20 protein-coding genes are annotated in these 19204 nt (G+C 67.9%); 9 read left to right on the forward strand and 11 right to left on the reverse strand.

Annotated elements, in window-relative coordinates:
* Positions 1 to 64: 64 nt before the first annotated feature.
* The 4 genes from gcl to lysM all read left to right on the forward strand — a co-directional run bounded on the left by gcl (position 65) and on the right by lysM (position 4570).
* Positions 65 to 1840, forward strand: a complete 1776-nt coding sequence (gene gcl / locus C7H84_RS11525; protein ID WP_121858934.1) for a glyoxylate carboligase — start codon at positions 65 to 67, stop codon at positions 1838 to 1840.
* 44 nt (positions 1841 to 1884) lie between these two features.
* Positions 1885 to 2694, forward strand: a complete 810-nt coding sequence (hyi, locus tag C7H84_RS11530) for a hydroxypyruvate isomerase (protein WP_011549644.1) — start codon at positions 1885 to 1887, stop codon at positions 2692 to 2694.
* Positions 2582 to 3640, forward strand: coding sequence for a 2-hydroxy-3-oxopropionate reductase (locus tag C7H84_RS11535; protein WP_346428382.1), 1059 nt, complete (start codon positions 2582 to 2584; stop codon positions 3638 to 3640). Before hyi ends, C7H84_RS11535 begins: the two co-directional genes overlap by 113 nt.
* Positions 3641 to 4099: 459 nt before the next feature.
* The gene (gene lysM / locus C7H84_RS11540; RefSeq protein WP_006755060.1) at positions 4100 to 4570 is read left to right on the forward strand and encodes a peptidoglycan-binding protein LysM; all 471 of its coding nucleotides are present in this window, start codon (positions 4100 to 4102) and stop codon (positions 4568 to 4570) included.
* A 145-nt stretch (positions 4571 to 4715) separates the two neighbouring features.
* Here the strand turns inward: lysM and C7H84_RS11545 are convergent, their stop codons facing one another.
* Positions 4716 to 5738, reverse strand: coding sequence for an asparaginase (locus C7H84_RS11545; protein WP_121858935.1), 1023 nt, complete (start codon positions 5736 to 5738; stop codon positions 4716 to 4718).
* A 278-nt stretch (positions 5739 to 6016) separates the two neighbouring features.
* On the opposite strand from C7H84_RS11545, the gene C7H84_RS11550 reads away from it, so the two are divergent.
* From C7H84_RS11550 to C7H84_RS11560, 3 genes are all read left to right on the forward strand, one after another.
* On the forward strand, positions 6017 to 6307 hold the full coding sequence (locus C7H84_RS11550; RefSeq protein WP_121858936.1) for a PsiF family protein: 291 nt from the start codon (positions 6017 to 6019) through the stop codon (positions 6305 to 6307).
* A gap of 368 nt (positions 6308 to 6675) precedes the next feature.
* Positions 6676 to 7134 (forward strand): hypothetical protein, encoded by a 459-nt coding sequence (locus tag C7H84_RS11555; protein WP_121858937.1) that lies wholly within the window; start codon positions 6676 to 6678, stop codon positions 7132 to 7134.
* 231 nt (positions 7135 to 7365) lie between these two features.
* Complete coding sequence (locus tag C7H84_RS11560) at positions 7366 to 7953, forward strand: YSC84-related protein (protein ID WP_121858938.1); 588 nt, start codon at positions 7366 to 7368, stop codon at positions 7951 to 7953.
* A 131-nt stretch (positions 7954 to 8084) separates the two neighbouring features.
* Here the strand turns inward: C7H84_RS11560 and C7H84_RS11565 are convergent, their stop codons facing one another.
* From C7H84_RS11565 to mltG, 9 genes are all read right to left on the reverse strand, one after another.
* A complete protein-coding gene (locus C7H84_RS11565) occupies positions 8085 to 9149 on the reverse strand; it encodes a glycosyltransferase family 4 protein (protein ID WP_121858939.1) in 1065 nt (354 codons plus the stop codon).
* A gap of 252 nt (positions 9150 to 9401) precedes the next feature.
* The gene (locus C7H84_RS11570) at positions 9402 to 10580 is read right to left on the reverse strand and encodes an AAA family ATPase (RefSeq protein ID WP_121858940.1); all 1179 of its coding nucleotides are present in this window, start codon (positions 10578 to 10580) and stop codon (positions 9402 to 9404) included.
* 45 nt (positions 10581 to 10625) lie between these two features.
* Entirely contained in the window at positions 10626 to 11798 is a 1173-nt protein-coding gene (locus tag C7H84_RS11575; protein ID WP_121858941.1) for a mechanosensitive ion channel domain-containing protein, read from the reverse strand.
* A 96-nt stretch (positions 11799 to 11894) separates the two neighbouring features.
* The gene (locus C7H84_RS11580) at positions 11895 to 12251 is read right to left on the reverse strand and encodes a Rap1a/Tai family immunity protein (RefSeq protein ID WP_121858942.1); all 357 of its coding nucleotides are present in this window, start codon (positions 12249 to 12251) and stop codon (positions 11895 to 11897) included.
* A gap of 119 nt (positions 12252 to 12370) precedes the next feature.
* Complete coding sequence (locus C7H84_RS11585; protein ID WP_121858943.1) at positions 12371 to 13081, reverse strand: ankyrin repeat domain-containing protein; 711 nt, start codon at positions 13079 to 13081, stop codon at positions 12371 to 12373.
* Positions 13082 to 13124: 43 nt separating this feature from the next.
* Positions 13125 to 13904 (reverse strand): TatD family hydrolase, encoded by a 780-nt coding sequence (locus tag C7H84_RS11590; RefSeq protein ID WP_121858944.1) that lies wholly within the window; start codon positions 13902 to 13904, stop codon positions 13125 to 13127.
* 78 nt (positions 13905 to 13982) lie between these two features.
* Complete coding sequence (locus tag C7H84_RS11595; RefSeq protein WP_121858945.1) at positions 13983 to 15011, reverse strand: DNA polymerase III subunit delta'; 1029 nt, start codon at positions 15009 to 15011, stop codon at positions 13983 to 13985.
* Positions 15012 to 15029: 18 nt separating this feature from the next.
* Positions 15030 to 15650 (reverse strand): dTMP kinase, encoded by a 621-nt coding sequence (gene tmk, locus C7H84_RS11600; RefSeq protein ID WP_121858946.1) that lies wholly within the window; start codon positions 15648 to 15650, stop codon positions 15030 to 15032.
* Entirely contained in the window at positions 15650 to 16669 is a 1020-nt protein-coding gene (mltG, locus tag C7H84_RS11605; RefSeq protein WP_121858947.1) for an endolytic transglycosylase MltG, read from the reverse strand. The genes tmk and mltG overlap by 1 nt, the downstream gene beginning before the upstream one ends.
* Positions 16670 to 16746: 77 nt before the next feature.
* Here mltG and C7H84_RS11610 point away from each other — a divergent pair, with 77 nt between their 5' ends.
* Positions 16747 to 17781: a folate-binding protein YgfZ gene (locus C7H84_RS11610; protein ID WP_121858948.1), complete on the forward strand. Its 1035-nt coding sequence runs from the start codon at positions 16747 to 16749 to the stop codon at positions 17779 to 17781.
* Positions 17782 to 17863: 82 nt separating this feature from the next.
* Entirely contained in the window at positions 17864 to 18709 is an 846-nt protein-coding gene (locus C7H84_RS11615) for an NRDE family protein (protein ID WP_121858949.1), read from the forward strand.
* A 40-nt stretch (positions 18710 to 18749) separates the two neighbouring features.
* Here C7H84_RS11615 and C7H84_RS11620 read toward each other — a convergent pair whose 3' ends face one another.
* Positions 18750 to 19190 carry a GNAT family N-acetyltransferase gene (locus C7H84_RS11620; protein ID WP_121858950.1) on the reverse strand — a complete coding sequence of 147 codons (441 nt, stop codon included), beginning with the start codon at positions 19188 to 19190 and terminating at the stop codon, positions 18750 to 18752.
* Positions 19191 to 19204: the final 14 nt, after the last annotated feature.

Here is a 19204-nt window from a genome sequence, read left to right on the forward strand (position 1 = left end):
CCTGCGTCCCTAAAGTGTTGCCAACAGACCGATTCGCAAGATCCGACTATCCAAGGAGACATTCATGGCCAAGATGAGAGCCGTCGACGCAGCCGTACTCGTGCTCGAGAAGGAAGGCATCCAGACCGCGTTCGGCGTGCCGGGCGCGGCAATCAACCCGTTCTATTCCGCGATGCGCAAGTCGGGCGGCATCAGCCACGTGCTGGCGCGCCACGTCGAAGGCGCGTCGCACATGGCCGAAGGCTTCACGCGTGCGGCACCGGGCAACATCGGCGTGTGCATCGGCACGTCGGGCCCCGCCGGCACCGACATGATCACCGGCCTCTACTCCGCATCGGCCGACTCGATTCCGATCCTCGCGATCACGGGCCAGGCCCCGCGTGCACGCCTGTACAAGGAAGACTTCCAGGCCGTCGACATCGAGTCGATCGCGAAGCCCGTCACCAAGTGGGCCGTCACCGTGCGCGAGCCGGCGCTCGTGCCGCGCGTGTTCCAGCAGGCATTCCACCTGATGCGCTCGGGCCGTCCGGGCCCGGTGCTGGTCGATCTGCCGATCGACGTGCAGCTCGCCGAAATCGAATTCGACATCGACACGTATGAACCGCTGCCGGTCTACAAGCCCGCGGCGACCCGCGCGCAGATCGAGAAGGCACTCGCGATGCTCAACGACGCGGACAAGCCGCTGATCGTGTCGGGCGGCGGCGTGCTCAACGCGGCGGCCGAAGACCTGCTCGTGCAGTTCGCCGAAACGGTCGGCGTGCCGGTGATCCCGACGCTGATGTCGTGGGGCGCGATTGCCGACGACCACCCGCTGATGGCCGGCATGGTCGGCCTGCAGACGTCGCACCGCTACGGCAACGCGACGATGCTCGCGTCCGACTTCGTGCTCGGCATCGGCAACCGCTGGGCGAACCGCCACACGGGCAGTGTCGAGGTCTACACGAAGGGCCGCAAGTTCGTGCACGTCGACATCGAACCGACGCAGATCGGCCGTGTGTTCGGCCCCGATCTCGGCATCGTGTCCGACGCGAAGGCGGCGCTCGAGCTGTTCGTCGCGGTCGCGCGGGAATGGAAGGCCGCCGGCAAGCTGAAGGACCGCAGCGAATGGGTGTCGGAGTGCCAGGCGCGCAAGCGCACGCTGCAGCGCAAGACCCACTTCGACAACGTGCCGGTCAAGCCGCAGCGCGTGTACGAAGAGATGAACAAGGTGTTCGGCCGCGATACGTGCTACGTCAGCACGATCGGCCTGTCGCAGATCGCCGCCTCGCAGTTCCTGCACGTGTTCAAGGCGCGCAACTGGATCAACTGCGGCCAGGCCGGCCCGCTCGGCTGGACGATCCCTGCCGCGCTCGGCGTGCGTGCGGCCGACCCGCGCCGTCCGATCGTCGCGCTGTCCGGCGACTACGACTTCCAGTTCATGATCGAGGAACTGGCCGCGGGCGCGCAATTCAAGCTGCCGTACGTGCACGTCGTCGTGAACAACTCGTACCTCGGCCTGATCCGCCAGGCGCAGCGCGCGTTCGACATGGACTACTGCGTGCAGCTCGCGTTCGACAACGTCAACGCACCGGAGCTGAACGGTTATGGCGTCGATCACGTGGCGGTTGCCGAAGGCCTCGGCTGCAAGGCGCTGCGCGTGTTCAAGCCGGAAGAAATCGAGCCGGCACTGCGCCAGGCGCAAACGCTCGCGGAAGAGTTCAGCGTGCCGGTGGTCGTCGAAGTGATCCTCGAGCGCGTGACCAACATCTCGATGGGCACCGAAATCGACGCGATCAACGAATTCGAGGAACTCGCCGAGAAGGCCGAGCACGCGCCGACCGCGATCTCGATGCTCGACTGATCCGCACGCCATTTTTTGACTGACCGACCGAAGAGGCTTAGCTCATGCCGAAGTTTGCTGCAAACCTGACCATGCTGTTCAACGAAGTGCCGTTCCTCGACCGCTTCAAGGCGGCCGCGGACGCGGGCTTCGACGCCGTCGAGTTCCTGTTCCCGTACCCGTACGCGAAAGAGGAACTCGCCGAGCGGCTCGAGACGCACCGCCTGCGCCTCGTGCTGCACAACCTGCCGGCCGGCAACTGGGATCAGGGCGAGCGCGGCATTGCGTGCCTGCCCGATCGCGTCGGCGAATTCCAGGAAGGGGTCGGCCGTGCGATCGAGTACGCGAAGGCGCTGAAGGTGCCGCAGCTGAACTGCCTCGTCGGGATCCCGTCGGCGAGCACGGCGCGCGACAAGACGTTCGTCACGATCGTCGACAACCTGCGCTTCGCCGCCGATGCGCTGAAGCGCGAAGGCATCCGCCTGCTGGTCGAACCGTGCAACAGCTTCGACATCCCGGGCTTCGCGCTGAACCGCTCGTCCGAAGGGCTCGACGTGATCCGCGCGGTCGGCTCGGACAACCTGTTCCTGCAGTACGACATCTATCACATGCAGCGCATGGAAGGCGAACTGGCCGCGACGATCGAACGCAACCTCGCATCGATCGGCCATGTCCAGCTCGCGGACAACCCGGGCCGCAACGAGCCGGGTACGGGCGAGATCAACTACGCGTTCCTGTTCGCGCTGCTCGACCGGCTCGGCTATGCCGGCTACGTCGGCTGCGAATACAAGCCGCGCACCACCACGACGGAAGGGCTCGGCTGGCTGCAAAGCGTCGCCGGCTGCGCACCGGCGTCGGCGCGTCGCGCGGCCTGAGATCCGCCCGTCCGCGGCTTTCCCCAGATACGCCCCTATAGGAGACTTTCACATGGCAACCATCGGTTTCATCGGCCTCGGCATCATGGGCGCGCACATGGCGCGCAACCTGCTCAAGGGCGATCATCAGCTCGTCGTGAACGGCGCGTTCCCGATTCCGGACGATCTGCGCGGCAGCGCGAAGGTCGTCGCGAACTCGACCGAAGTCGCGCAGCACGCCGACATCATCATCTCGATGGTGCCGGACACGCCGGACGTGCGTAACGTGCTGTTCGCAGACGACGGCGTCGCGAAGGGCCTGACGGCCGGCAAGCTCGTGATCGACATGAGCTCGATCTCGCCGCTCGACACGCAGGCATTCGCGAAGCAGATCAATGCGCTCGGCTGCGACTACCTCGACGCGCCGGTGTCCGGCGGCGAAGTCGGCGCCCGCGAAGCGACGCTGACGATCATGGTCGGCGGCCCTGAGAAGGCGTTCGAGCGCGCGAAGCCGCTGTTCGAGAAGATGGGCAAGAACATCACGCTCGTCGGCGACAACGGCGCGGGCCAGACCTGCAAGGTCGCGAACCAGATCATCGTCGCGCTGAACATCGAAGCGGTCGGCGAAGCGCTGCTGTTCGCCGCACGCTCGGGCGCCGATCCGGAGCGCGTGCGCCAGGCGCTGATGGGCGGCTTCGCCGCATCGCGCATCCTCGAAGTGCACGGCGCGCGCATGACCAAGCGCACGTTCGATCCGGGCTTCCGCATCGAGCTGCACCAGAAGGATCTGAACCTCGCGCTCGACGGCGCACGCAAGCTCGGCCTCGCGCTGCCGCACACGGCCAGCGCGCAGCAACTGTTCAGCGTGTGCGCATCGCACGGCGGCAAGGCATGGGATCACTCGGCACTCGTGCGCGCGCTCGAGATCATGTCGAACTTCGAAATCGGCCAGACGCCGGCCGCGTAACGCGGATGCCGGAACAGGCGTTTCGCTGCAATGGCGCAACGCGTGTCACGAACACACGCGATCCGGTCACGGCCGGTCGCATCGATGCGCGACATCACGCGCATCACGGTGGGGCGCCCCGCCGCGCATCGCTGAAATGCATGCGCGACGGGGCGAAAAACGCCGCTCTGGGCTGAGAGCGGCGTGGTGGGGTCCGCAGCGGCACCCGGCGGCGCCGGGGAAGCCTTGGTCGGTCAGACGTCGTCGTCGGGTGTCCGCCTGTCGGATTTCGCGCATAACATTTCTTTACGTTCACGCGTACGATTTTTCATGCAATCGTCGCGATGAACGCCTACACTTTTGCCACGCCTTTCGAAAAATCCGCCGCGCTTGCGCTCACTCCGGTGAGCGCGTCCAGCGCGGTGTTTTTTTCGCCACTTCACGGCGCGTTTTCTATTCAACCACCTAAGGAGTGCAACGATGGGTCTTCTTTCGTTTATCAAAGAGGCGGGTGAAAAACTGCTGGGTCACGCTGACGCGCAAGCAGCGGAAGATCCGAATGCCGCGAACCAGACCGCGGCCGATGCGATCAAGAACTACATCAGCACGCAAGGTCTCGACACGTCGAACCTGACCGTCGCGTTCGACGGCGCGTCGCGCACCGTCACGCTGTCGGGCAGCGTCGCCGACCTCGACACGAAGGCGAAGGTCAAGGTCGCGGCCGGCAACGTGCAAGGCGTCGCGGGCGTGAACGACGACGATCTGCAGCCGGACGATCAGGAAGTCCAGTACCACGACGTGAAGCCGGGCGACACGCTGTCCGCGATCGCCAAGGAAGTGTACGGCGACGCGAACAAGTACCCGGCGATCTTCGAGGCGAACAAGCCGATGCTGTCGAGCCCGGACCGGATCTATCCGGGTCAGAAGCTCGTGATTCCGCCGCAGTCCTGAGCATTCGCGCAGCGCTGACGTGACAAAGGCAGGCCGTTGGCCTGCCTTTTTTCATGTGCGCTTGATGGGCGCTTGATGGGCGCCTCATGCACGCTTCATGCGCGTGACGCCCCTGCATGTGCGCCGCCCGATCGGCGGCCGTCGCTCACAGCGTGTCGAATGCGCGTTGCAGCGCGTCGCGCTCGTGAATACCGTTTGCAAGTGCGAGCATCAGCAGCACACGCGCCTTGAACGGGTTCAGCGACCCGGCGCTGACGAAGCCGAGCGCATCGTCGCTCGCCGCGCCATTGCGCATCACGTGCCCGGAACCGACGCGCGACGCACGCACCACGACCACGCCCGCCTTCACCGCATCGGCGAGCGCCGCCTGCAGCGTCGCATGGATCGACCCGTTGCCGGTGCCCGCGACCACGAGGCCACGCACGCCGGCCGCGACGAGCGCGTCGACGGCCGTGCGCGTCACGCCCGCATAGCTCGCGATCACTTCGACCGGCGGCCACGTCGCGGCAATCGCCAGTTGCGCGTCGCGCGCACGCGTGACGCGGCGCGCGAATTCGACGCGGCCGTCCTGCACCCAGCCGAGCGCGCCGAGCTCCGGCGACTGGAATGCGTCGACCGCGTAGGTGCTGGTCTTCACGACATCGCGCGCGCCATGGATCCGGTTGTTGAACGCGACGAGCACGCCCTGCCCGCGCGCGGCCGGATGTGCGGCGACCGTCACCGCGTTCAGCAGGTTCAGCGGACCGTCGGACGACAGCGCGGTGGCCGGGCGCATCGCGGCCGTCAGCACGACCGGCTTGTCGCCGGTCACGACCAGATGCAACGCGTACGCGGTTTCCTCGAGCGTGTCGGTGCCGTGGGTGATCACGATGCCGTCGATCGCCGGATCGGCCATCAGCGCGTCGATGCGCGCGGCGAGCGTATTCCAAAGCGGCAGCGCGAGATCCTTGCTGTCGATGCTGGCGACCTGCTCGGCGTCGATGCGCGCGACCGACGCGAGTGCCGGCACCGCGTCGAGCAGGAAATTGACGCCGAGCGCGCCGGCCTGATAGCCGGCCGTGCTGGCGGCGTCCGGCGCGGCGCCGGCGATCGTGCCGCCGGTCGCGAGTACGGCGATGCGCGGCAACGCCGGCGCGGACGAAGGGGATGCGGAGTTCGGAGTGTTCATGGCCGCGATTGTAATGGCTCGCGGCCGGCATCCGGTAGGTTCCGCGCACGAGCGGCGCGGCGCGCCGGGACGACGCGCATCATGGTTTGTCCCGATCGCCGGCGCGTGCGCGCCGTCAACGGCGACACCGGCCGCCGCGTTATAGAAATGCCGTTCTGGTGTTTTCACATTGATTTGCCATAATCGGAGCGCGCGGCGCGATGTGGCCCTGTTCCCGTTGCGCCGGGCTTCGCGACGGCGTCGATATAAAACGCAATTCACCCCATGGGAGTGTCGAAATGAAAATCCAATCGCTCGTAGCCGCAGTGCTTCTCGGCGGCATGCTGGCTTCCCCCGCGTTCGCGGCGAATACCCAGCAGGACAAGATGAAGGCCTGTAACACGCAGGCAACCGGCAAGACGGGCGACGAACGCAAGGCGTTCATGAAGGACTGCCTGTCGGCCAAGCCCGCGAAGGCGATGACGCAGCAGGAAAAGATGAAGGCCTGCAACACCCAGGCTACCGGCAAGAAGGGCGACGAACGCAAGACGTTCATGAAGAGCTGCCTGAGCAGCCAGCCGGCCGCCTGAGTTCCGGCGCTCCCGCACGCATGCCGCGCACCGCTTCGGCGGCCGCGGCATTTTTGTTTTCGTTGTACGCGCATCGACGCGGCGATGAGGTCGGATGCGTGGCCGAATCGCCGAACCGCTGAATCGCCGGACTACCGCACCGCCGCACCCGTGCATCGCCCGGTTTGACGTCGGCCTGCGCGCCGCCACGGCATTCATCCCGCCATCCTTCCCCGCTTCCCGCTCGCACCATGCGAATGCCGCCACATGGTGCGGCAATTCGCCGCGATTTCTTCTATGATGGCTGCAACGCGGCCCCTCCAAGTACAAGAAGCGCCATCGGGCCGCCCTCGAGACGGACGCGCACGCCGCGTCAAACGGAGGCATGGATGGCATGGAGACAACACCGCTGGTTCCGCCGCTGGCTGATCGTGATCGTGTTCTGGGCCGTGCCCGTCGCGATCGTGGCCGTGCGCGAGATCCGCGAGGAAATGGCGTACAACAAGGCCGACCTGCAGCTCGCGCTGACCACCTGGCAGCTCACCGACGCGCAGCAGGCGGCCGGCGCCGCCGCGAAGTGCCACGGGGATCCTGACGCGGCACGCGCGGCCGGCTGCCCGGCCGACGTGCTGGCCGCCAATGCGGCGCGTCAGCAGGCGGCCCGCGACGAGTACGTCGTGCGCCGCAATACCCTGGCCGGTTACCTGTGGCATGCATTCGTCGGCTACTGGGTCGTGCCGGCCGCGTTCCTGTTCGCGTGCGGCGTGGTGATCGCGGTGATTCGCCGTGCGCTGCGGCGCCCGCCGATCAAGCCGCCCGCTCCGCCGGCGCCACCCGTCGCGCACTGACGCGCAGCATCTGCGCACCCTTTCCCTGCTGCCACCGGCTGCGGCCGGCCGCGCGCGACGCGTCGACGTCCGCGCGCCGGTCCGTCCGTTGGCGCGCCGCGACACCCCGAAACGATTTGACGCTTTTTCACGTCCGAATGAAAAGAGGCTGTAATCCGCTGTGATATAACTGCCGACGTGAACCGCTCCCTGAGCGAGACTCATCCGAACGTCATCCGATGGAGAAGAACGATGCAAAAACGGAACCTCGTGCTGAAAGCCGCCGCCGCGCTCATCGTCGGTAGCCTTGCGCTCACCGGTTGCACCACCACCCCCGACAAGCCCGACAGTGCCGCGACCAACGCGTCGAAGCGTCAGGCGATCGATTCGAGCGTCGACGCAACACTGTCGCGCATGTATTCGACGGTCCCGGGTTCGCGCGAACTCGTCGCGAAGTCGCGCGGCGTGCTCGTGTTCCCGGAAGTGCTCCAGGCGGGCTTCATCGTCGGCGGCCAGACCGGCAACGGCGCGCTGCGCGTCGGCGGCAGCACGGTCGGCTACTACAACACGTCGTCGCTGTCGGTCGGCCTGCAGGCCGGTGCGCAGTCGAAGGCGATCGTGTTCCTGTTCATGACGCAGCAGGCGCTCGACGAATTCCGCGGCTCGGACGGCTGGGCCGCCGGCGCCGGCGCATCGGTCGCGCTGGTGAAGATGGGCGCGAACGGCGCGGTCGACTCCAACACGGCCACCGCGCCGATCCAGGTCGTCGTGCTGACCAACGCCGGCCTGATGGGCGACGTGTCGATCAACGGCACCAAGGTCACCAAGCTGAAGATCTGACGCTGCGGCGTCCTCGTCCGCGCGCGGACGATGTGCGAACGGCGATGTCCTTGCAGGCATCGCCGTTTTTTTATCCGCGTGCGCAGCGCGTCAATGCGCGTCAACGCATCAAGCACCGGCGTGCGACGGCATCACGTCGTCGAATCGATCACCTTGAAGCGCGAGCGCTTCTGCGCGCGAATCAGCGACTGATACATGTCGACGTACTGCTGCGCCATCCGCCGCGACGTGAAACGCTCCTCGAAGCGCCGCCGCACGCGGGCGCGCGGCAGCAGGTGCAGCCGGCTCACGGCGGCCACCGCGCTGATCTCGTCCTCGACGATGAAGCCCGACACGCCCTCGTCCACCACTTCCGGCACCGCGCCGCGATTGAACGCGATCACCGGCGTGCCGCACGACATCGCCTCGATCATCACCAGCCCGAACGGCTCCGGCCAGTCGATCGGAAACAGCAGCGCGTGCGCGCCCGACAGGAATTCGGCCTTCTGGTGGTCGGCGATCTCGCCGATGTATTCGACGTGCGGCAGCGCGAACAGCGGCTTGATCTCCCGCTCGAAGTATTCCTCGTCGGCCGCGTCGATCTTTGCCGCGATCCGGATCGGCAGCCCGCACTGGCCGGCGATGCGGATCGCCGCATCGACCCGCTTCTCCGGCGAGATGCGGCCGAGGAACGCGAGATAGCGCGGCTCCACGGGCTGCGGCAGGTACAGCGTGTCGGGCAGCCCGTGGTACACGGTCGTCAGCCATTTCGCCTGCGGCAGCGGCTGGCGCTGCGAATTCGAGATCGAGATCACCGGCGCGGTGTTGAACGTATCGAACACCGGCTGCTGCTCGGGCAGGTCGAGCCGGCCGTGCAAGGTCGTCACGAACGGCGTGTCCTGCCGGTTGAAGACCGAGAACGAGTAGTAGTCCATGTGGAAATGAAGCACGTCGAAGTCCTTCGCGCGGCGCGCGACCGTCTCCATCAGCAGCATGTGCGGTGCGACGCGGTCGCGGATCGACGAGTCGAGCCGCAGCGCGCGCGGCCACACCGGTTCGAGCCTCGCCCGCGTGGTCGAATCGCCGCTCGCGAACAGCGTCACGTCATGGCCGAGATCGACGAGCGCCTCGGTAATGTAGGACACGACGCGCTCCGTGCCCCCGTACAGCTTCGGCGGCACGGATTCGGTCAGCGGGGCGATCTGGGCAATTCTCATGGTCCACGTCTCCTGGGTCCTCGGTCGGCCGGCACGGGTGCGTCGGCACGCGCGGCCCCGTACAGCACCTGGCCGGCATCGCGCCGGCCAGATATCTCATTATTATTCGCGATCCCGCTACCCGGAAGCGCCGGGCTTTCATTTTCTGGGGGTTGTTACAGACAAGATACATTCGCCCGCGCTCGCGACCGCACCGCATCGGTGCGCGCGGATCGCCGCGGCGGACGGACGAAGCGCGCGCCGTCATGCGCATCAGCGCGACGGCCACTTCCACGGCGGCAGCTCACGCGTGTCCGCATCGACGAGCACGGTCGCACCGAGCTGCTTGTCGAGCACCAGCGATTCGCAGCCGGGTTCGCGCTCGAGCGTCGCGATGAGCCGCGCCGCGTGCGACACCACCAGCACCTGCGAGCGCTGCGCGGCCTGTGCGATCAGACGGCCGAGCGCCGGCAGCAGGTCGGGATGCAGGCTCGTCTCCGGTTCGTTCAGCACCATCAGCGCGGGCGGCCGCGGCGTCAGCAGCGCCGCCGTGAGCAGCAGGTAGCGCAGCGTGCCGTCCGACAGCTCGGCGGCCGACAGCGGGCGCAGCAGCCCCGGCTGGCGCATCAGCACGTCGAAACGGCCGCGCCCGCCCGGATTGTCGATGTCGATCGATGCGCCGGGGAACGCGTCGTCGATCGCCGCATCGAGCGCGGCGCCGTCGCCGATCTCGCGGATCGTCTGCAGCGCGGCGGCCAGGTCGGCGCCGTCGTCCGCGAGCACCGGCGTGTGAGTGCCGATGTGCGACTGTCGCGCCGGCGCGTGCGCATCGGTGCGGAAGTGATCGTAGAAACGCCACGAACGGATCCGCTCGCGCACCGCGATCATCTCCGGCGCGCCGACCGGATCGGCGAACTCCGTCATCATGCTGTCGAAGCTCGCGACCGGCTGCGGCACCGTGTGCCAGTCGCCGGAGCCGGTGCGCGCACGAATCTGCGCGCCCTGGCGATCGACCAGCAGCGTCGACGGGCGCAGCAGCGCGCCGCCCCAGATGCATTCGCGCTTCACGACGGGATCGAGCCGAAACATCGACGCGTCGTTCTTCACCGGCAGGCCGAGATCGATCGCATAGCCGAAATCGTCACCGGCTAAGCCGAGCTTCAGGCTCACCGGCCCGTTGCGCACCGTGCCCGTCACCGGCATGTCGCCGCTCAGCATCGCGCGCGAAAACCGCTCGGGGCCGGCCCACAGCGTCGACGGCAGCCCGCCTTCGCGCGCGAGCGACGGAATCACGCGGCCCTGCGCGGTGTCGGCGAGCAGCCGCAGTGCGCGGTACACGCTCGACTTGCCGCTGCCGTTCGGCCCCGTGACGACGGTGAGCGCCGCGAGCGGCACGATCAGCTCGCGCAGCGAGCGGTAGTTGGCGACGGCGAGCGTCTTCAGCGCGGTCATGGGCAGGAGATGGCAGCGTGGATGGCAGCGGGAATCGGCACGCGTTCAGCGGCCTTCGGTGGCCTTCGGATCGGCCGCGGTGTTGGCCGCCGTGCTGGCGGCGGGCGGCCGCGCATGCGGCCGTTCGGGATTCGGCTCGTCGGGCGCCGATTCGTGCGGATACAGCTCCATCCGGCTGCGCGGCAGGCATTGCGGAAAACGCGCCTGCAGATACGCGATCAAGCCTTCGCGCACCCGGCAGCGCAGGTCCCAGCATGCCGACGAATCGACCGCGCTGACGAGCGCGCGCAACTGCATCGTGCGCTCGGTCGCGTCGGTCACCTGCAGCACCTGCACGCGACCGTCCCACTCGGGCGCCGCATGGACGAGCCGCGCGAGCTCCTCGCGCAACGGCGCGAGCGGCGTGCGGTAGTCGACCGACAGATAGACCGTGCCGATGATCTCCGAGCTGCTGCGCGTCCAGTTCGTGAATGGGTTTTCGATGATCCACTGCAGCGGGACCACCAGCCGGCGCTGGTCCCACAGCCGCACCGACACGAACGACCCGGTGATTTCCTCGATACGGCCCCACTCGCCCTGGATCACCACGACGTCGTCGATGCGGATCGGCTGCGTGAGCGCGATCTGCAGCCCGGCGATCAGGTTGCCGAGCACCGGCCGTGCGGCGATACCGGCGACGAGGCCCGCGACGCCGGCCGACGCGAGCAGGCTCGCGCCGATCTGGCGCACGTTCGGGAACGTCATCAGCGCGGCGCCCGTGCCGATGATCACGATCAGCACCATGATGGTCCGCACGAGCACCTTGGCCTGCGTATGGATGCGCCGCGCGTTGAGGTTATCGGCCGTATCCATCGGATGGGCCTGGATGATCGCGTCGCCGACGCCGGCCGCGAGCCGCACCAGCAGCCAGGTGAGCGATACGATGCAGCCGACCGCGGCCGCGGTGCGCATCCCGCGCACGAACGACAGGTCGTCGTCGGCCTGGACCCACACGAACTCGAGCACGAGCAGCGCGAGCGTGACGAGCGACGGCTTGTCGATGTAGCGCAGGATCACGCTCATCAGCGGATACGGCTGCGCGATGCGCTTGACGATGCGTGCGCCGAGACGATGCACGACCCACACGACAAGCACGACGAGGACTGACACGATCAGCGTGCCGAGCCACGAATGCAACGGCGCATCGGCGATGCGCTGCACTTTGTCGATTGAAATCATCGGCGCCCGGGATGCTTCGGTTATGACGCGCGGCGGCGTCGTCCTGGATGCGTCGGCGACGTCCGGGCGATGCACGCGCCCGGACCCGGCTTCAGATCAGTTGCCGCCCCGGCAGGGGAACGCCTTGCCGAGACCGAGCGACACCGCGGTGCTCGCGTTGTAGTCGGCCAGCTTCGGGTTCTCCGCGATGTACTTGCGCACCGCGTCGGTCATTTGCTGCGCCCGGATGTCGGGCGGCAGGCAGAAATACTGCCCGACGCGCGGCCCGGTGGTGCCGCCGATCGCGTCGATGGTGTTGTAGACGCCATCGGCGGCGCCTTCGATGTAGGCCGCGCACGACGCCCGCGACTTGACGTCCGTCTTCGCGCACAGCCGGTCGAGATCCGCGCCCGTGAAAGCCGCCGCCGACAACGGCACGGCAAACACCGCGGCACAAAACATAGCCCGCAACATGGTGTTCCTTATGTCAATGCGGCGCGAGGCCGCTTACTGCGCTGACCGGCGCGGCCGCCGCAACGCCCGCTGCCGCCGGGTGGCGGCCGGCCGGGCGCTGCGCCACCGCGCCGAAACCGTCATTTTGCACTCTTTTGCGCATCTGCCGGCGCCGATGCGCCGACGCGCACCGTCCGCTTGCTCAGGATGTCGATCGCGTCCGGGGCCTTGTAGTGCTTCGCGAACTCGAGCGCGGTGATACCGAGCTGGTTCTTCACCTGCGGATCGGCACCCTGGTCGAGCAGCAGGTTGACCGTCGACGCGTGATTGCCGCGCGCGGCCATCATCAGCGGCGTCGTGCCGTTCGGCGATGCGGTGTCGATGTATGCGTCGTGGTCGAGCAGCACCTTCACGACCGCATCCTGGCCGTTGGTGGCCGCGTAGTGCAGCGGCGCCCAGCCCTTCTTGCTGACTTCCGCGCCCTTGTCGATCAGCAGCTTGACGAGCGCGACGTCGCCGTTCAGCGACGCGAGCATCAGCGCGTTCTCGCCGGCCTTGTCTTCCTTCTCGAGGTCGACGTTCGGCGTGGTTGCGAGCGCCGCGGCGACCTTGTCGGACTTCTCGCGCGCGGCGATCACGATGAGCGGGTCGCCGTTCGGCGCGAGCGTGTTCGGATCGAGCTTGCCGCTCTTCAACTGCTTGCCGATGTCGTCGATGTCGTCGAACTTGACCGCCTTGACGATCGCGTCGAGCGACTCGGCATGCGCGCCGGCGGCGGCAAACAGGCCGCTCGCGACGAGCGCGGCGGCAACGAGTGCGCGCTTGGGCAGGATTGTGGTCGGCTTCGTCATTGTTGTGGGCTCCTTCCCTGGGTTGTCGGCTGGCCGCGCGTCATCAGCGGGCGATCTTGAACAGCCGGAAAAAGTTCTGTGTCGTCGCATCGGCGAGCGCCTCGACGGCGATCCCGCGCTCGGATGCGATAAAGCGTCCGACATGGCTGACGTACGCAGGTTCATTCGGCTTGCCGCGATACGGCACCGGCGCGAGGTACGGCGAGTCGGTTTCGATCAGCAGGCGGTCGAGCGGCACGCGCCGCGCGACGTCCTGCACGTCGGTCGCGCTCTTGAACGTGACGATGCCCGACAGCGAGATATGGAAGTTCTGCGCGAGCGCCTGTTCGGCGACCGGCCACGGCTCGGTGAAGCAATGCATCACGCCGCCCGGCACGTCCGCGCGCTCCTCGGCCATGATCCGCAGCGTGTCTTCCGACGACGAACGCGTATGGATGATCAGCGGCTTCATCGTCGCGGTCGCCGCGCGGATATGCGTGCGAAAACGCTCGCGCTGCCATTCCATGTCGGCGATCGAACGGCCTTCGAGGCGGTAGTAGTCGAGGCCCGTCTCGCCGATCGCGACGACCTTCGGGTGCGCGGCCAGCTCGACCAGTTCCGCGAGCGTCGGCTCGCGTGCGTCCTCGTGATCCGGATGCACGCCGACCGACGCGTACACGTTGTCGTGCGCCTGCGCGATCGCGAGCACGTCGGGCAGCGTCTCGAAGTCGACCGACACGCACAGCGCGTGCGTAACGTCGTGCTCGCGCATGTTCTCCAGCACGGCCGGCAGGCGGTCGGCGAGACCCTTGAAATTGATGTGGCAGTGAGAATCGACGAACATCGTGTTTCCTGAATTCGTAAGGCGGGCGCTACGCGCTCGCCGGCAATCATTTCCCCACCCGCAGGAAACAATGCGCGCTCATGCGAACATTTCCCGATAACCGAGAAACAGTTCCTCGAATACGAGTCGTGCATTGAGCGGATGGTTCTCGACCGTGCGCTGGCGCGTCACGGCCTTCATGAAACGCGCGAACGCATTCGCGTCGACGGCCTGCGCACAACGCGCGAGCGCGGCCGCCTGCATCGGGAAGTAGCGCGGCGCGCCCGCCATCCGCTGCGCGAGCAGATCGTACAGCCATCGCTGCAGCCAGCCGAGCACGAGCGGCACCGGCAGCTTCTGCAGCGCCTCGCCGCACGCGAACGGGTCGCACGCGGCGCCGGCCGCGAGCTGGCCCAGCGTGAAATCGCGCAGCGGGCGGTTCTCGTCGCTTGCGAGCGCCAGCGCGGCGAGCGGGGCGCCGCCGGCTTCGGCAAGCAGCGCACGCGCATCGTCGACGCCCTGCGCCGCGAGCCACGCCGCGGCCGCGTCGGGCGCCGGAACCGTCATCGGCCACTGCCGGCAGCGGCTGATGATGGTCGGCAACAGCCGGTCGATACGCGCCGACACCAGCAGGAACACGACGCCGGACGGCGGCTCCTCGAGCGTCTTCAGCAGCGCGTTCGACGCGGCGACGTTCAGCGCCTCGGCCGGATACAGCACGACCACGCGCGCGCCGCCGCGGTGCGAGCCGACCCCGCAGAAGTCGAGCAACGCACGCACCTGCTCGATCTTGATTTCCTTGCTCGGCGCGCGGGTTTTCTTGCCGCCTTCGTCCGCATCGGCCGGCTTCGCGTCGTCGGCGGCGCCCGGCGCTTCGCCCGCGAGCGCCTCCGGCAGCACGATCCGGTAGTCCGGATGGTTGCCCTGCGCGAACCACGTGCAGGCCGCACAAGTGCCGCACGGCTCGCCGTTCGGCTGCGGCGCTTCGCACAGGAAGCCCTGCGCGAGATGCTGCGCGAACTGCAGCTTGCCGATCCCGGCCTGGCCGTGCAGCAGCAGCGCATGCGGCCATTGCGCGCGCAGTTGCTGCAGGCGGTTCCAGTCGTCGGTCTGCCACGGATAGATCATCGGGTGCGTTCCTTCGTGTTACAGCGCGGCGAGCACGCGTTCGAGCTGCTGGCGGATTTCCGGAATCGTCTGCGTCGCATCGACGATCGCGAACCGGTGCGGCGCCTCTTCCGCGCGCCGCAGATATTCGCCGCGGGTACGCGCGAAAAACGCGTCCGACTCGCTTTCGAACTTGTCCGGCATGCGCGCGGCGCCGCGGCGCTCGCTCGCCACCTGCGGCGCGACGTCGAACAGCACCGTCAGTTCGGGCTGGAAGCCGCCCTGCACCCAGCGCTCGAGCGTCTCGAGCTTGTCGCGCGGCAGCCCGCGACCGCCGCCCTGGTACGCGAACGTCGCGTCGGTGAAGCGATCGGACACGACCCAGTCGCCGCGCGCGAGCGCCGGCTCGATCACGAGTGCGAGGTGCTCGCGGCGCGCGGCGAACATCAGCAGCGCCTCGGTCTCGAGATCCATCGGCTGGTTCAGCAGGATCTCGCGCAGTTTCTCGCCGAGCTGCGTGCCGCCCGGCTCGCGGGTGACGACGACCTGCCGGCCGCTCGCGGCCAGCCGCGCCTGCAGACGTTCGCAGAACCATTGCAGGTGGGTGGTCTTCCCCGCCCCGTCGATGCCTTCGAACGTGATGAATTTACCGCTCGCCATTATTGACCTCGTATGTACTTGTCCACGGCCTTGTTGTGATCGCCGAGCGTGTCGGAGAACACGCTCGTGCCGTCACCCTTCGCGACGAAATAGAGCGCGCTCGTCTGAGCCGGATTGATCGCCGCCTGCAGCGACGCGACGCCCGGCAGCGCGATCGGCGTCGGCGGCAGCCCGCGGCGCGTATAGGTATTGTAAGGAGTGTCGGCCTGCAGATCGCGCTTGCGCAGGCGGCCGTCGTACGCGTCGCCGAGGCCGTAGATCACCGACGGATCGGTCTGCAGCGGCATACCGATGCGCAGCCGGTTCGCGAATACGGCCGCGACGAACCCGCGGTCGGCCGCGTGCCCCGTTTCCTTCTCGACGATCGACGCGATCGTCAGCGCTTCGTAAGGCGTCTTGTACGGCAGCCCCGGCGTGCGCGCGGCCCACGCTTCGTCGAGACGCGTCTGCATCAGGTGGTACGCGCGCCGGTAGATGTTCAGGTCGCTCGTGCCCTTGTCGAACAGATAGGTGTCGGGAAAGAACAGCCCTTCGCCGCTGCCGCGCTGGACCGCGCTTTCCGGTGCGCCGATCGCGCGCAGCAGCTCGGCGTCGCTCATGCCGGCCGTCGCGTGCGCGAGATCGGGGTTGCCGTCGAGCTCCGCGCGCATCCGCTTGAAGGTCCAGCCTTCGATCACGGTCGCCACGTATTCGTTCACATCGCCGCGCGCGATCTTCTGCAAGACGTCGTACGCGGTGACGCCGGTCTTGAATTCGTAGTTGCCGGACTTGAGCCGGCTCGACAGCCCGAGCACGCGCGTCATCGCGACGAAGCCGAGCGGCTCGATCGGCACGCCGCCGCGCTTGAGCTGCAGCGCGACGCTCTTCACGCTGCTGCGCGGCTTGATCGTGACGTCGAGCGATGCGGCACCCAGCAGCAGCGGCCGGGTCGCCCAGTAATATCCGCCGCCCGCGCCGGCAGCGGCCACAACGACGGCCAGCGCCACGATCGCCGTGGCGCATTTCTTCAGTAGGGACATGGAAACGAGACTCGGGTAAGACCCATATAATACTTGCTCGCCTCCGTCAAAGTCAGGGTTGACTGTTCCCTCATTCCATGAGCACACCGTTCGCTTCACCGGCTGCCCAGGCCGCATCTGCCTCGCTCCCCGTTTTCCCCCGCCCGTCCGCCGCCGATTTCGACGCGCCGGGCGCCTGCATGCTGCTTGCGCAGTTCGGCGTGATCGACGTGGCCGGCGACGACGCCGCGACGTTCCTGCACAGCCAGCTCACCAACGACATCGAGCATCTCGATGCCGCGAGCGCGCGCCTGTCCGGCTATTGCTCGCCGAAGGGCCGCCTGCTCGCGTCGTTCCTCGCGTGGCGCGCCGGTCACGGCGTGCGCCTGCTGGTGTCGAAAGACGTCCAGGCCGCCGTGCAGAAACGGCTGTCGATGTTCGTGCTGCGCGCGAAGGCGAAGCTGACGGACGCGAGCGACGCGCTCGCGGTGGTCGGCTTCGCGGGCGACGTGCGCGATGCACTGTCGGGCATCTTCGACGCGCTGCCGGACGGCGTGCACGTGAAGGTCGACGGCCCCGCCGGCGCACTGATCCGCGTGCCGGACGCGGCCGGCCGCAAGCGCTACTTGTGGATCGGGCCGCGCGCGGAAGTCGACGCACGGCTCGCGGCGCTGTCCGGCACGCTGCCGGTCGTATCGCCGGCCGTGTGGGACTGGCTCGACGTGCGCGCGGGCGAGCCGCGCATCACGCAGCCGGCCGTCGAACAGTTTGTGCCGCAGATGGTCAACTTCGACGTGATCGGTGCCGTTAACTTCAGGAAGGGGTGCTACCCGGGCCAGGAAGTCGTCGCGCGCAGCCAGTATCGCGGAACGATCAAGCGCCGCACCGCGCTCGCGCACATTGCCGGCGAAACCGACACCGTGCATGCCGGCGTCGAGCTGTTCCACAGCGACGACCCGGGCCAGCCGTGCGGGATGATCGTCAACGCGGCGGCCGCACCCGCGGGCGGCGTCGATGCGCTCGTCGAGATCAAGCTGGCCGCGCTCGACAGCGGCACGGTTCACCTCGGCTCGGCCGACGGTCCGGCACTCGCGTTCGACGCGCTGCCGTACGCGTGGCCGACCGACGCATGAACGTGACGCACTGACAACCCGTTCGCACGCCGGTTCGCCTGTCGCGACCGGCGCCCGAAGTTTCCTGCGAGAGATTCACCCGATGTGTCTGATTGCCTTCGACTGGCAGCCTGATGCCGCCGCCGGTCCCCTCTTTACCCTGGCCGCCAACCGCGACGAGTTCTTTCGCCGCACGAGTGCGCCGCTTTCGTGGTGGGAAGACGTGCCGGGCGTGCTGGCCGGACGTGATCTCGAAGCGGGCGGCACGTGGCTCGGCGTGTCACGCGACGGCCGCTTCGCGGCGCTGACCAATTACCGCGCGCCGTTCGACATTCGCGCAGGCGCGCCGACGCGCGGGAAGCTCGTATCCGATTTCCTCCGCGGCCCGTCGGTCGCGCCGCTCGACTACCTCGGCGAACTGGCCGAGCACGCGGCCGTGTACAACGGCTTCAACCTGTTGGTCGGCGACTGGAAGCGGCGCGAGCTCGCGTGGTTCTGCAACCGCGCGGCCGAAGGCGAAACCCGCGTCGCGGCGCCCATTGCGATCAGCGCCGGCGTGCATGCGCTGTCGAACGCGCGCCTCGATACGCCGTGGCCGAAGGTCGTGCGCAAGCGCGCGGAACTCGGCACGCTGCTGACCGACAATCCGACGCCGTCGCTCGACGAGCTGATCGAGCTGATGCGCGATCCGCACGTCGCGGACGACGACGCGCTGCCGCACACCGGCATTCCGATCGAGCGCGAGCGTGCGCTGTCGGCCGCGTTCATCGAGACGCCCGAATACGGCACGCGCGGCACGACCGCGCTGCGCGTGACGATGAAGGAAGGCGTGCGACTGACGGTCGACATCAAGGAACGTTGCGACGACGACGGTTCGCACCGCACCGTTCGCCCGGGCACGTTCGAGCGCGCGTTCACGTTCGACATCGACGCGACGCAATCGCGCTGAGCGAGTGCGCGCGGCGCCAGCGCGATACCGCGATGCCGCGCTACGGCGCACGCGCCATCTCGAGATGCGGCACGCCGATTTCGACGAACGGTTCGCCGATCGCCGTGAAGCCGTGCCGCTCATAAAACGGCACCGCGGCATCCTGCGCATAGAGCCGCACCAGCGGCTCGCCGCGATGGCGGGCCGCGTCCAGCAGCGCCTGCAGCACGGCCGATCCGGCACCCTGTCCGCGCGCGTCGGCCAGCACCGCGACCCGGCCGATCGTGCCGGAGCGCAGCAAGCGTCCCGTCGCGACCGCGCGGCGTGCGCCGGTCGCCGTATCGACGCGGTAAGCCACCGCATGCAGCGACAACGGATCTTCGTCGTCGAGCTCCCATTCCGGCGGAATTCGCTGCTCGCGCACGAATACCGCATCGCGAATACGCGCGGCATCGCCGCCCAGCATCGTCCAGTCGCCCGTTTCCACCAAGCCGTCGGTCATCGCTTTCTCCGCGC

This window comes from Burkholderia sp. Nafp2/4-1b, assembly GCF_003635165.1.
Taxonomy (GTDB): Bacteria; Pseudomonadota; Gammaproteobacteria; order Burkholderiales; family Burkholderiaceae; genus Burkholderia.

Coding starts and splice junctions, on each gene's coding strand:
- C7H84_RS11620 (WP_121858950.1), bottom strand. CDS start 19,190: ATGACCGACGGCTTGGTGGAAACGGGCGACTGGACGATGCTGGGCGGC.
- C7H84_RS11565 (WP_121858939.1), bottom strand. CDS start 9,149: ATGAGAATTGCCCAGATCGCCCCGCTGACCGAATCCGTGCCGCCGAAG.
- C7H84_RS11560 (WP_121858938.1), top strand. CDS start 7,366: ATGCAAAAACGGAACCTCGTGCTGAAAGCCGCCGCCGCGCTCATCGTC.
- C7H84_RS11610 (WP_121858948.1), top strand. CDS start 16,747: ATGAGCACACCGTTCGCTTCACCGGCTGCCCAGGCCGCATCTGCCTCG.
- C7H84_RS11615 (WP_121858949.1), top strand. CDS start 17,864: ATGTGTCTGATTGCCTTCGACTGGCAGCCTGATGCCGCCGCCGGTCCC.
- C7H84_RS11595 (WP_121858945.1), bottom strand. CDS start 15,011: ATGATCTATCCGTGGCAGACCGACGACTGGAACCGCCTGCAGCAACTG.
- tmk (WP_121858946.1), bottom strand. CDS start 15,650: ATGGCGAGCGGTAAATTCATCACGTTCGAAGGCATCGACGGGGCGGGG.
- C7H84_RS11535 (WP_346428382.1), top strand. CDS start 2,582: ATGCCGGCTACGTCGGCTGCGAATACAAGCCGCGCACCACCACGACGG.
- C7H84_RS11580 (WP_121858942.1), bottom strand. CDS start 12,251: ATGTTGCGGGCTATGTTTTGTGCCGCGGTGTTTGCCGTGCCGTTGTCG.
- hyi (WP_011549644.1), top strand. CDS start 1,885: ATGCCGAAGTTTGCTGCAAACCTGACCATGCTGTTCAACGAAGTGCCG.
- C7H84_RS11555 (WP_121858937.1), top strand. CDS start 6,676: ATGGCATGGAGACAACACCGCTGGTTCCGCCGCTGGCTGATCGTGATC.
- C7H84_RS11575 (WP_121858941.1), bottom strand. CDS start 11,798: ATGATTTCAATCGACAAAGTGCAGCGCATCGCCGATGCGCCGTTGCAT.
- C7H84_RS11550 (WP_121858936.1), top strand. CDS start 6,017: ATGAAAATCCAATCGCTCGTAGCCGCAGTGCTTCTCGGCGGCATGCTG.
- C7H84_RS11570 (WP_121858940.1), bottom strand. CDS start 10,580: ATGACCGCGCTGAAGACGCTCGCCGTCGCCAACTACCGCTCGCTGCGC.
- C7H84_RS11585 (WP_121858943.1), bottom strand. CDS start 13,081: ATGACGAAGCCGACCACAATCCTGCCCAAGCGCGCACTCGTTGCCGCC.
- mltG (WP_121858947.1), bottom strand. CDS start 16,669: ATGTCCCTACTGAAGAAATGCGCCACGGCGATCGTGGCGCTGGCCGTC.
- lysM (WP_006755060.1), top strand. CDS start 4,100: ATGGGTCTTCTTTCGTTTATCAAAGAGGCGGGTGAAAAACTGCTGGGT.
- gcl (WP_121858934.1), top strand. CDS start 65: ATGGCCAAGATGAGAGCCGTCGACGCAGCCGTACTCGTGCTCGAGAAG.
- C7H84_RS11590 (WP_121858944.1), bottom strand. CDS start 13,904: ATGTTCGTCGATTCTCACTGCCACATCAATTTCAAGGGTCTCGCCGAC.
- C7H84_RS11545 (WP_121858935.1), bottom strand. CDS start 5,738: ATGAACACTCCGAACTCCGCATCCCCTTCGTCCGCGCCGGCGTTGCCG.